This window comes from Lachnobacterium bovis (assembly GCF_900111325.1).
In the GTDB taxonomy this organism is placed as follows: domain Bacteria; phylum Bacillota; class Clostridia; order Lachnospirales; family Lachnospiraceae; genus Roseburia; species Roseburia bovis_A.
On sequence record NZ_FOGW01000015.1, the window covers coordinates 25,510 to 38,437 of the forward strand.

At 29.1% G+C, this 12,928-nt stretch carries 8 protein-coding genes; 5 read left to right on the forward strand and 3 right to left on the reverse strand.

From position 1 onward, the window contains the following. Positions 1–92: 92 nt before the first annotated feature. From BMY79_RS07640 to BMY79_RS07660, 5 genes are all read left to right on the forward strand, one after another. The gene (locus BMY79_RS07640; RefSeq protein WP_074730708.1) at positions 93–4,502 is read left to right on the forward strand and encodes an alpha-amylase family glycosyl hydrolase; all 4,410 of its coding nucleotides are present in this window, start codon (positions 93–95) and stop codon (positions 4,500–4,502) included. Positions 4,503–4,670: 168 nt separating this feature from the next. Further along, a complete protein-coding gene (locus tag BMY79_RS07645) occupies positions 4,671–6,404 on the forward strand; it encodes an ABC transporter ATP-binding protein (protein WP_074730709.1) in 1,734 nt (577 codons plus the stop codon). Continuing rightward, the gene (locus tag BMY79_RS07650; RefSeq protein ID WP_074730710.1) at positions 6,397–8,166 is read left to right on the forward strand and encodes an ABC transporter ATP-binding protein; all 1,770 of its coding nucleotides are present in this window, start codon (positions 6,397–6,399) and stop codon (positions 8,164–8,166) included. Before BMY79_RS07645 ends, BMY79_RS07650 begins: the two co-directional genes overlap by 8 nt. Before the next feature lie 19 nt (positions 8,167–8,185). Further along, positions 8,186–8,965 (forward strand): Cof-type HAD-IIB family hydrolase, encoded by a 780-nt coding sequence (locus BMY79_RS07655; RefSeq protein ID WP_074730711.1) that lies wholly within the window; start codon positions 8,186–8,188, stop codon positions 8,963–8,965. A gap of 23 nt (positions 8,966–8,988) precedes the next feature. Next, complete coding sequence (locus BMY79_RS07660) at positions 8,989–9,546, forward strand: hypothetical protein (RefSeq protein ID WP_022750127.1); 558 nt, start codon at positions 8,989–8,991, stop codon at positions 9,544–9,546. 67 nt (positions 9,547–9,613) lie between these two features. Here BMY79_RS07660 and BMY79_RS07665 read toward each other — a convergent pair whose 3' ends face one another. From BMY79_RS07665 to BMY79_RS07675, 3 genes are read right to left on the reverse strand one after another with little or no spacing between them, the layout of a single operon-like run. Beyond that, positions 9,614–10,765, reverse strand: coding sequence for an ABC transporter permease (locus BMY79_RS07665; RefSeq protein ID WP_022750129.1), 1,152 nt, complete (start codon positions 10,763–10,765; stop codon positions 9,614–9,616). After that, a complete protein-coding gene (locus tag BMY79_RS07670; RefSeq protein ID WP_074730712.1) occupies positions 10,752–11,834 on the reverse strand; it encodes an ABC transporter permease in 1,083 nt (360 codons plus the stop codon). Before BMY79_RS07670 ends, BMY79_RS07665 begins: the two co-directional genes overlap by 14 nt. 11 nt (positions 11,835–11,845) lie before the next feature. Then, a complete protein-coding gene (locus BMY79_RS07675) occupies positions 11,846–12,790 on the reverse strand; it encodes an ABC transporter ATP-binding protein (protein WP_022750131.1) in 945 nt (314 codons plus the stop codon). Positions 12,791–12,928 lie beyond the last annotated feature (138 nt).

The following is a 12,928-nucleotide window of genomic DNA, read 5'->3' on the forward strand; positions in this document are numbered from 1 at the left end:
TGAAATTTTAGTATTGAAACGGGATTGAAAAATAAAGTAGAATAAAGTTGCGAAATATTACGAAAACAATTTTGCGGTTAAGGGGGAAAACTATGAAAAAGAGAAAGGTATTAACAGAATTATTGACAGGAGCATTAACTATAACGATGTTTGTTACGTCATTGTCTCCAGTCTATGCAAAAAATGATAGTGATTTTGTAAATCAAATTAAGGCAACTAATTTAAGGGAAGCAGATATTTCTCAAAGTGTACTTAATAAAATTTCTACTAACGTTAAGTCTTTAGTGCAAGTAGATGTAGATGGAAAATTTTATACGCTTAATTTATACCAAAATAATTTATATGAAGCGCAAATATATGTGGCTAAGGGAAATCATGTTTTGAATGTATACCTTGATGGAAAATTAGTAAAAAAAGATGTTGATTTAAAAGTTGTCAGTCAAGACGAAAAAATTATTGTTCGTTTAGAAAATGGTGAATTGAAATTATCTGATAGGGATGAAATCATTCATAAAGAAAGTATTGTTGGTAATTTTTATGGAATAGAATTTTTGAAGGAAAAAGAAAAGCTTGATACTAGATATGATATAGAAGCATGGAATCCAAGTGCTGACAATGCTGAGTTAGATTATGTTGGAGGCGGTATTTATAAGAAAACATTTTATTTTAAAAAATTAGATAAAGACGTTACTCTTTCAGATGGTGGATATAAGGTAGCACAAGATAAAAAATGGGATGTTTCTTATGGAGATAATGGACAAAATATTGGCTTGACTATTCCAAAAGGAGTTGATCATATTACTGTTCTTGTAGATACTTTAAATGGAAAAGTTTATGATTCTATAAGATGTGGTGATTTTGAATTACAACAAAATGAAAAAAATTTGAAAAAAAATTCCTTAGAAACAAATGTAGCAATAATTGGTTCGGTCAGGGAAGGTAATGAAAAAGATTGGGATATTTCTCAGGATGGATATGAGTTTCGACAAATATCAGATGATTTATATGTTTATAATAAGGTTTTAAAGAAGGGGCATTATGAATATAAAGCTGTATTTGATAAACAAAATTGGTATGAAAAAGAAAACCAAAATAAAAGTTTTGACATAAAATCAGAAAAAGAAAATGTTATAATTTTATATAATTGTAAAACGGGATTATTATATGACTCAGTAAATAATGAAAAAGAAGTTGCAGATTTATTAAAGATGGATACTTCGAAAGCAGAAACAAAAGTAATTCAAAATGCAAATGGAACTTATAATTTTATTTATCCTCAAGCAGAAGGAAAAAAAGTTAGTCTTTTTTACGGCGAAAAGAAACAAGATAATAAGTTATCGTTTAAAGAGGAAAAATTAAGTTATAAAGGTGGCAATAAGTATGTAACAAGTGATATTTTCTTTGGAGATAAAAAAGCAGAAATAGTGTATTATTACACCGTTGATGGAGAGAAAGTACTTCCAAAGGATGGAAAAACGGTAGTAGTTGATAATGAAGAATACGCTGAATTAGATAAAGAAGAGTTCGAGGGAAGAGATGTGTTTGTTCCGGGAACATTTCCAGGAAGAAATTGGGATCCTGCATCAAATCAGATGACTTATAAAGGAAATGGAATATATGAATTTACATTTAAAAATGTTCCACCAGCAAATTATCAATATAAAATTTCCGTTGATGGAAGCTGGAATGAAAATTATGGAGCAGATGGAATTAAGGATGGGGCAAATGTTGAAGTTCAACTTACTAGAACTCAAAATGTGAAGGTAATATACAACGATTTTAGTCATAAAATGGTTACAGATGTTGAATATATTTTTGCGGATATTTCATTATCGGGGAAAAATATATCTGAGGGAATAAAATTCAAAGATAATAAATTGACAGGAATTTATTCAGCAAAGATAAAATTACCAGCAGGAGTATATAATGATATAACTGCAACCTATAAAGGTGAAAAGTTTGTTTATTCTCAGTTTGAATTGCCACAAGAAAAAGAAGTTACATTTTATTTTGATCCAGCAACTCAGATTTATTATAATGATGCGTCTGGAGAAGAATTAGATACAAAAGATATTTACTATAACTCAAAAGACAAAAAATATAAAAGCGTCTTTGGTGCAGTTGCAACAAATGAAAAAGTTAAATTTTCAATAGATACAGGTAAGGATGCTAAAGAGGTTAAACTAGTTATTAAAGGCACAGAAAATAAAACGATTTCACTTAATAAAGAAAAAAATACTGATTCTAATAAATTAACATGGAGCGTAGTAGAATCATTTGATAAAATTGGAGAAAACTCATATTATTTTGTGATTTCTAATGGTTCATCAGTTAAGGTTTATGGGGATGATGACGGATATTATGGAACAGGAATAGTATCAGATTTATCACAAATAAAACCATATGATTTAGTTGTTTATAAAGATGGTTTCAAGACACCTAATTGGATGAAGAATGGAACAATTTATCAGATTTTTCCAGATAGATTCTACAATGGAGATAAATCAAATGATAAAGCACAAAAATTTGGAAGAGGAGCAAGCGGATATGAATTTGTAAGAGATTGGACACTTTTGCCAGAAAATCCAGAACAAAAGGAATTATTACCTAAAGAACAGTATGAGAAACATCATGCGTTATGGGGTGATGGTTTATGGAATAATGAAATATATGGTGGTGATTTGAAAGGAATTACAAAAAAGATTGACTATTTAAAGGGCTTAGGGGTTAGTGTGATTTATATTAATCCAGTATTTTCATCAATTTCAAGTCATAGATATGATACGAGTGATTACAAAAAAATTGATCCAATTTTAGGAACACAAGGTGATTTTGATGAATTAGTAAAAGTCGCAAAACGAAACAATATGCATATTGTTCTTGATGGAGTGTTTAACCATGTTTCTGATGATTCTGTTTATTTTGACAGATATTATAAATATTTGCACAAGGGAACCAAAAAGGTTGGTGCTTACCCATATTGGGCACATGTATATGATTTGATGCATGAAAAAAATATAAACAAGGAAACAGCTCAAAAAGAAACTGAAGAATTCTTTACGAAAAATTACAATATAACTGATTTTTCTTATACAAAATGGTTTGAAGTTTATGAAGATAAAACTTTAAAAGATGATAATGGAAATGACGTAAAAGACAGTATTGGAGATCGCAAAGACAAAGCTGTTTATGGATATGAAGGCTGGTGGGGATATGATAGCATGCCAGTAATCAAATCAACTAACGGTTCAGAATATCAAACTGGAAATTGGAGTAAGGAAATAATTGGTAATAGCAAGAAAGATTCAGTTACACAATATTGGTTAGAAAAAGGTTCCAATGGATGGCGACTTGATGTTGCAAATGAAATCTCTGATGAAACCTGGATTAATTTCAGAAAATCAGTTAAAGCTTTAAGTGAGGATAATGTTATAATAGGTGAAATATGGACAGATTCAACAAAGTATCTTTTAGGAAACATGTACGATTCAGTTATGAATTATTGTTTTAGAGATGCCGTAATTGCTTTTGCAAAAGGAAAAAGTTCAGAAAAAACCGTAAAAGATCTTGAAAAATTAAGAGAACGTTATCCTAAAGAGGCCTTTTATGCAATGATGAATTTAGTTGGTTCGCATGATACAGCAAGAATTCTTTCTGTGCTAGATGGTGTAGAAGATGATAGAAATCAAAAAGAAGAGGATAAAGCTTTTCCATCATATGAGACAACTTCTTCACTTGCTAAACAAAGACAATATTTAGTTTCGTTTATTCAATTTACCTATGCTGGTGCACCAACAATTTATTATGGAGATGAAATTGGAATGGTCGGAGCAGATGATCCAGATGATAGACGAGCATTTGAATGGGGAAAGGGCAATAAGGAACTTGTTACCTGGTATGCTAAATTATCGCAGATTAGAAAATCGTATAAAGCATTAAGAACAGGAGAACTTGTGCCATTTAAAACAAACGATAATATTATGTCATACGTACGAAAAGATGAAAATGATCAAATGATAGTATTTGCTAATAACAGTGAAATAACACAAAAAGTGACAATCAATATTAAGGAATTAGGTTTTAAAGATATAAATAAATTGTACGATGTTATTGATTCTAAGTTTATAAAAGTTGATAAAGATACAATAACGGTCGAAGTTAAAGCATTAAACGGTGTTATTTTAGCAACTAATAAAAAAGAAATAAAAATAGATCAAAAAGCACTTAAATCTGCGTATGATGAATCTTCTTCTGATGCTAAAGAAACAAAGCAGGAAGAAAAAGAAAGAAAGCAAAGAGAAAAGGAAGAAAGAACAAGAAAGCAACAGGAGGAAAAAGCGAGAAAGCAAAGAGAAAAGGAAGAAAGAACAAAAAAGCAACAGGAGGAAAAAGCAAGAAAACAAAGAGAAAAGGAAGAAAGAACAAGAAAGCAACAGGAGGAAAAAGCGAGAAAGCAAAGAGAAAAAGAAAGAAAACAAAAAGAAAACATACGAAAACATTAAAAATAATAGAAAATAAAATTCTGTTTAAAAAGTGATTAAATTCCCCTTAAGTAGGTAAGTTAAATAACTAGATCTAACTAAGGGGAATTTTTTGGGTTTAATTATTACCTATTAAATGTTACAATGGTCTAATAAAAAACATAACGATTTTACAGAAAGGATTTAAAAATGAGGTCTTTATTAGTTTATTTGAAAGAGTACAAGAAAGAATCCTACCTTGCACCAATATTTAAGATGTTAGAAGCTAGTTTTGAATTAATAGTACCACTTATTATGGCACAAGTTATTGATGTAGGTATAAAAGAGGCTAATTTGTCTTATATTATACGTATGTGTTTGCTATTGGTGGCGTTTGGAATATGCGGACTAATATCATCGATTACAGCACAATATTTTGCGGCTAAGGCTGCTACAGGTTTTGGAACTAAAGTGCGTCATGCATTATTTGCGAAGATTCAAAAATTTACATTTTCACAGCTTGATGCAATGGGAACAGATACATTAGTTACAAGAATGACAAGTGATATCAATCAGGTTCAATCGGGCGTAAACATGGCTTTACGTTTATTTCTTAGATCGCCATTTATAGTATTTGGTGCTATGATTATGGCATTTTCTGTGGATGCAAAATCAGCAATGATTTTTGTTGTGACAATTCCAGTTTTAGCGATTATTGTATTTGGAATAATGCTTATTACAATTCCGTTATATTCTAAAGTACAGTCAAATCTTGATAAAATAATGACAAGTACAAGGGAAAATTTATGCGGTGTTCGAGTTATCAGAGCATTTAATATAGAAGAAAAAGAAAAAATAAAATTTAAATCAAATAATGAAAAATTAAATCGTTCACAGCAATTTGTTGGAAAAATCTCAGCGTTAATGAATCCGCTAACATATGTAATTATAAATTTGTCTACAGTTTATTTGTTATACAAAGGAGCAATTAGAATTGATCGTGGGGTATTAACAAATGGTCAACTTATTGCACTTCTTAATTATATGTCACAAATACTAGTAGAACTTATTAAATTGGCAAATTTAATTATTTTACTTACTAAAGCTGTTGCGTGTGGTAATAGAATTGAAAGTATTTTAAGTGAAAAAATAAATATGGAAGATGGAACCAATAAAAATATAGATTCCGATAATGAAGAGATTGCAGTTGAATTTGAAAATGTTTCTCTTAAATATGAAAAAGATGCAGGTTTTGCACTTGAGAATATTTCTTTTGTGGCAAAAAAAGGAGAAACTATCGGAATCATTGGCGGAACAGGTAGTGGAAAATCTTCATTAGTTAATTTGATTCCAAGATTTTATGATGCAAGCGAAGGCAGTGTTAAGGTTTTTGGAAATGACGTAAAAGTCTATAAGAACTTTAAGTTACGTGAAAAAATCGGTATAGTTCTTCAAAAAGCTGAATTATTTACTGGAACAATTGAAGAAAATTTACGCTGGGGAAAAGCAGACGCATCGCTTGAAGATATAGATAAAGTCCTAGAAATATCTCAGGCTAAGGAATATGTACAAGCCAAAAAAAATAATATAAAATATTTTGTTGAGCAAAATGGTAGAAATCTTTCTGGAGGTCAAAAACAAAGATTGACAATAGCAAGAGCGTTAATGAAAAATCCAGAGATTCTGATATTAGATGATAGTGCATCTGCACTTGATTTTGCAACTGATGCAAAGTTAAGAATGGCAATAAAAAAATTAAAAAATAATTTAACAACATTTATAGTGTCACAAAGAGCTGCTTCAGTACAGTATGCAGATTTGATATTAGTTCTCGATGATGGAAAAATTGTCGGACAGGGAAAACATGAAGAATTGATAAAAACAAATGAAATTTATCAAGAAATTTATTATTCACAGTTTCCAAAGGAGGACGTCGATGACTAATCTAGTAAATTTAAAACAAAATCAAAAAGAAACATTAAAAAAAGTTTTAAAATATATAAAAAAATATAGAATCTATTTGATAATGTCATTAATTTTAGCATTTGTCACAGTAGTTTTAACTTTGTATATTCCTAAAATAACAGGTCAAACATTAGATTATATGATGGGGAAAAATCATGTTGATTTTAAAAATGTTATTTCAAAATTAATACAGATAATAATATTTGTTTTGATAACTGGCCTTGCACAGTGGTTTATGAATTTGTGCAATAATAAAATGACATACTGTGTGGTACGTGATATAAGAAATGATGCTTTTAAAAAAATAGAAAAATTACCATTAAAATTTATTGATTCACATTCGTATGGAGAAATAGAAAGTCGAGTTATTGCCGATGCAGATCAGTTTGCAGATGGGTTGTTGATGGGATTTACTCAATTATTTACAGGTGTAATTACTATATTAGGAACATTAATGTTTATGTTTAGTATAAATATAATAATTACAATAGTAGTAGTGTTAGTAACTCCGTTATCGTTTTTCGTTGCAGGATTTATTTCGAAGCGTACATTTCATATGTTTAAAAAGCAGTCAGAAATCAGAGGTATGCAGACAGCATTTGTAAATGAGATGATTGAGGGGCAAAAAGTAATAAAAGCTTTTAATAGACAAGAAATTACACTAAAAAAATTTGATGAAATTAATGATAAGCTTAATGAATGTTCATTAAAAGCAACATTTTTTTCATCTTTAACTAATCCAAGTACGAGATTCGTTAATAGTTTAGTTTATACTGGAGTTGGTATTGCAGGAGCAATTTCTGCGATTAATGGAATAGTTACGGTGGGGCAACTTAGCGCTTTTTTAAGTTATTCAAATCAGTATACCAAACCATTTAATGAAATTTCAGGTGTAGTGACTGAATTGCAAAATGCGATAGCGTGTGCTGCTAGATTGTTTGAATTAATTGAAGAACAAGAAGAGATACAAGAAGCAGAGAATGCATTAGATTTATGCGATGTTGAAGGTAATATAGAAATAAAAGATATGAGTTTTTCATATGTGTCAGATCAACATTTGATAGAAAACTTTGATTTATCAGTTAAACCAGGACAAAAAGTTGCAATAGTTGGTCCAACAGGTTGTGGAAAAACGACACTTATAAATCTTTTAATGAGATTTTACGATGTGACATCTGGCAAAATATTAGTCGATAATAATGAAATTTCGGAAGTTACTAGAAGTTCATTAAGAAATAGTTATGGAATGGTTTTGCAAGAAACATGGCTAAAAAGTGGCACTATACGTGAAAATATAACAATGGGTAATCCTTCTATTTCAGAGAAGGAAATGGTAAAAGTTGCAAAAATATGTCATATTCATCATTTTATAAACAGATTACCAAAAAAATATGATACAATTATAACGGAAAATGGCGGAGAGTTTTCGCAGGGGCAAAAGCAATTGCTATGTATAGCGCGCGTTATGATGAGTAAACCAGCTATGTTAATTCTAGATGAAGCAACTTCTTCAATTGATACGAGAACAGAAATTAAAATACAAGAAGCTTTTGAAAAATTAATGGATGGTCGAACAACATTTATAGTTGCGCATCGTTTAGCAACAATAAGAAGCGCAGACATTATATTAGTAATGAAAAATGGTTCAATAATAGAAAAAGGAAATCATAAAGATTTAATGAAAAAAAGAGGATTTTATTATAATCTTTATCAAAGCCAATTCCTAGGAAAAGAAATATAGTGTTTGGAGGTAAGGTAGTATGGTTAAATTAGTAGCAACCGATATGGATGGAACATTATTAGATAGTTCGAAAAATTTGCCAAAAGATTTTAAAGAGTGGGTGCTTAAAAATTCTGATATTAAAACTGTAATTGCAAGTGGAAGACAATATTTTACTCTAGAAAAAGATTTTATTGATATCAAAGATAATCTTATTTTTATAGCAGAAAATGGAGGGCTTGTTTTTGCCAAAAATAAAATAATCTATAAAAATGTAATCAATATAGAAGATATTGCAAAAAGTTTGAAATTTATAGAAAGTTTTACTAATGCACATCCAATAATATGTGGAGCAAAGAGTGCATATATGCATGAAAGCGTTGAAGAGGACGTAGTAAAAAATGCAACAATGTACTATGAAAAATTAGACTATGTTAGTGATTTATTAGAAGCTGCTCAAAAAGATGATATAGTCAAAATAGCAGTATTTTTTGAAAATAAAGAAGCTGAAAAATATTATAATCAGTTTAGTGCATTGCCTAATACATTAAATGCTGTTCTATCAGGTGTAAGTTGGATAGATATTGCTAAAAAAAATGTGAATAAAGGTGTTGCAATTAAAGCAATTCAGGATAATTTTAACATAACTCAGGAAGAAAGCATGGCATTTGGAGATTATCTAAATGACTACGAAATGTTACAAAATTGCAAATATAGTTATGCAATGTCTAATGCACATGATAAAATAAAAGAAGTTGCAAATAATATAACAAAGAGTAACGATGAAGACGGAGTTATGTGTGTGCTAAGAAATTTATAGTTAATTTTGAAAGGAAATAAATTGTGAAAAAAATAAGAAAAGCCATCATAATGGTATTAGTAGCAGTAAGTGTATGTTGTAGCGTAATTGCTTGTGGACGTACAAAATTGTCAGATTCTGAAATTGATAAATTATCAGAAAAAGGATATTGCTTAACAAAATACAAGGATGATACATATTGTTATACAGAAGATAATATACAATATTATTATAAATATTCTATGGGACGTTTTACTTTTACTAAATATAAAATTAGTAATTTATATAACAAATATAATCCGGATATAACAAATGAAGAAAATGCTTACATTGTTGTAAGTAAAGAAAAATTATTTAAATATAAAGTTATGTTGTATAAAGTTATAAAAGATTCCCAAGAAGATAAAAGTGAAGTTGATAATTCAAATTGGTTTATGTGTAAGAAAGACGTTGATAAAAAATATTTAAATGGATGGAATGATCCACTGGCAAAAGAAAGGGATAGTTACACTACAATAATGAATTATACGTCAAAAAACAAGTTAAGAAAAACGTTAATAAAAGCAAATAAAATCAGCAAAAAAATGAATAAAATAGTATAAATAATACTTGATTTTGAAGTAAAAAAGCAGTCAGTGATGGCTGCTTTTTTGCTAAAATAGTTTGATTTTAAATAGAATTTTTTGCTTTCATCTTTATTATAGTAACTGCTATGAGATAAAATACCAAGGCATAAATTAGCTCTATTGAGATATAGTGAAAAGTTTCTATAAAGCTTCCGCTGTTGTAATTCTCTGCAAATTCACATCCTCGAATATACCAGTATGAAGGAAGAAAGTGAGCAATTTTTAGTACAGTATCACTAAGATAATTTAGAGGAATAAATATTCCACCTAAAAAGCTAAAGCAAAGAGCAACAATATTAGTAATTCCTGATACATACACATCTTTTTTCACAAGCTGACCAAAAAGGTATACAAGAGAAAGAACCATAATAATATAACCAAAGGCATTTAGGAATAGTAATGCGCCATTTATAGTGAGTACATCTTTCTTTAAAATTATAAAAGAAAGTATTGTAAAAATTATAAAAACAATTAAACCTAGAGTCGCAATTCCTAAGAAAATTTCAAAATTTTTCTTTGAAAAACGATATGAGGAGCATTGAATTCGTGCATCTATTTTTTTTGAATTTAGCACTTTTAATATTGGAATACCACTTACAAAGCAGGTGCAAATAAGTATATAGCCCAAATATGAGAAAAAGTAGTAACGCATTGTAAAAGTTGTAGTTTTTTTGCTAACAAGTTTTATATTTCCGTGAATTTTAGCATTTTTTTCGGCTTTAATTAAGCTTTCACTAGAACTATACCCTTGTTTATGATAAGACAAAGCTGTCGATAAGTATTTATTAACAAGATTTTTTGTTAGGTTAGCTGTCATAGTGTTAGGAAGTGTATATGTGTTTATGCTGCTAGTTATATTATTTGAATTAAAAGATTTAGAAAACCCTTTAGGAATAATTATTACAGCATCTACATTTCTAAAAAACAAATCATCTTGAATAGTTTCTTTATCAAGTGCAGAAATTTCATATTTTTTTGTATTTCGGCTAATATAGTTACGTAAAAGTTTGCTTTCTAGTGAGTTATCTTTATCATTAATTGATACAACTAATTTTTGAGCTTTATAGTCATTTGAAGGAGAATTTGATGTTTTGCTTAAAAAAAGCATTGTAATTCCTAAAAAAATGACTATATACATAACGATTTGGCCGATTTTTGATTTAAATATTTTTAAAAAGAGATTATAAACTTGCATAACGATTCCTCCTTGTAAGTATATAGCTTATTACACAAAGTATAATTGCAATAATGCTAAGATAGGTCAGGTTTGTATAATATCGAGTTTTGGTTTCGTATACATTTAATGAATATAATGCATCAGATATTAATGTTGCTGGATTTATTCGATTTAAAATTGGGTAATTGCGTTCAATCATTATTCGAATTGATGGTGCACAAAGATCATCAGCAACGGATAAAATCATAGAAATCCCAGTTGCTAATCCAGCTTTTCCACCTTCTGTTCTTGGAAATTTGAGACATCCAACTAAAATGCCAAGTGCTATTCCACAAGCGTTTCCAAGAATAAGTACTGGAAAAATTTCTAAAATTCTTTCCCCAAAATTGAGTTTTAATATATTTTTCATATAAAAAAATCCTATTGAAGTTATTATAAATTGCAAAAATAATGCAGTTATGAATTCAGAAAAAATAATAATTGATTTTGGAACAGGTGCCAAGCTTCGTCTTGCTCCTAGTGCAGATAAATTTCCTTGTAAAGTGTAAATTTGATTTAAACCAGTAAATACAGAAAACAAGCAAGTCATGGCAAGTATTGCATAAAAGTTTGAAATTATATTATCTTGTGAACCGTGAGATTTTAGTTGTTCTTTACAAGCATATACTGTTGAAAAGTTCATTGAATCACGGCGTTGTAAATATTCATCAAGAAAAGTGCTAAGTACAGTTTCTTTTAAATTATTTCCTTTTACTGAAAGTGATATTGTATCATCTACATAAAATATTCCAATGATTTTTCCAGAGTTTAAAGCTTTAGTAGCATTGTTTATAGAAAAATTTTTTACAGTAATGATTTTTTTATCACCTTTTGATATACTCTCGATTGCCTTGTCAAAAAATTCATCTTTTTGATTGTGAATAACAGCAACAGGGATAGGTTTAGCTAATTCAGTAGTTTCGTTAATTTTGCCAAACCCTGCATACATAAAAGTTGATAATGCGATTGGAAATAATAAAGTCCAAAATATGATTTCTTTTTTTCTAAGAGAAGTAATAAAACAATATTTTATATAGTGTAGAAACATGGTAAAACCTCCTATGCATAATCTCTTAATTCTGTTCCGGTTATTTCTAAGAAAACATCATTTAATGTAGGATGCTCAGAGTAAATTCGTCCTAAGTGACCAGAGTGATCAGATAAGACATTCATAACATGAGCTAAATTATTTCGTCCACCCTTAAATGAAACATTTAATACATTATTTTTATAAGTTGCGTTTTCAAAATATTTGAGAGATTTGATTTCTTCTAGAAGATTGGTTTCTAAATCAAATACTTCAATTTGAATTTTTTCAGTTTTGTGAATCATAGCTTTTAATTCTTCTTTAGTACCGGCTGCTATGCTCTTTCCTTTGTCCATAATTATAATTCGTGAACAAAGTTGCTCAATTTCCTCCATGTAATGTGAAGTGTAAATTATAGTTGCACCTTTTTTATTTAAATCTTTTATGCCATCAAGAATTTTATTACGGCTTTGAGGATCAACTGCAACCGTTGGCTCGTCAAAGAAAATAAGTTTTGGTTTATGAGCAATTCCGCAAGCAATATTTAAACGTCTAAGTAAACCGCCTGAGAGTTTTTTTGGTTTAAATTTTCGAAAATCTGATAATTCTACGAAATCAATAGTTTCTTCAACGTATTGTTTGCGAAGACTTTTATCTTTAATATAAAGTCCACAGAAGTAATCGATGTTTTCATATACTGTAAGTTCATCAAAAACGGCTACATCTTGCATTACAACTCCAATATCCTTTTTTAAATCATATGAATTAGGTTTCATTTCTTGCCCAAATACTTTGATTGAACCCTTATCATATGTAAGAAGTGATAAAATACAGTTGATAGTAGTAGTTTTTCCGGAACCATTTGGGCCAAGGAGTCCAAGTATTTCGCCTTCTTCAACTGTAAGATTAAAGTGATCTAAAGCAAGTAAATCATTGTATCGTTTTACGAGATTATTAATTTCTATTACATGAGACATATTCATTCCTCCTAAAAAGTATATTGATTGATATATGTTAATTTACACATTTATTTTTTTATGATTTAATTATATAAAAAGAGACAAAATCATAGAAGTGAAGGATGTCAGAAAATTTATGTGACAAATGTCATTTGT

Bases quoted from the DNA above. Each gene is read 5' to 3' on its own strand.
- BMY79_RS07640 (WP_074730708.1), top strand. From the start codon at position 93: ATGAAAAAGAGAAAGGTATTAACAGAATTATTGACAGGAGCATTAACT.
- BMY79_RS07645 (WP_074730709.1), top strand. From the start codon at position 4,671: ATGAGGTCTTTATTAGTTTATTTGAAAGAGTACAAGAAAGAATCCTAC.
- BMY79_RS07650 (WP_074730710.1), top strand. From the start codon at position 6,397: ATGACTAATCTAGTAAATTTAAAACAAAATCAAAAAGAAACATTAAAA.
- BMY79_RS07655 (WP_074730711.1), top strand. From the start codon at position 8,186: ATGGTTAAATTAGTAGCAACCGATATGGATGGAACATTATTAGATAGT.
- BMY79_RS07665 (WP_022750129.1), bottom strand. From the start codon at position 10,765: ATGCAAGTTTATAATCTCTTTTTAAAAATATTTAAATCAAAAATCGGC.
- BMY79_RS07670 (WP_074730712.1), bottom strand. From the start codon at position 11,834: ATGTTTCTACACTATATAAAATATTGTTTTATTACTTCTCTTAGAAAA.
- BMY79_RS07675 (WP_022750131.1), bottom strand. From the start codon at position 12,790: ATGTCTCATGTAATAGAAATTAATAATCTCGTAAAACGATACAATGAT.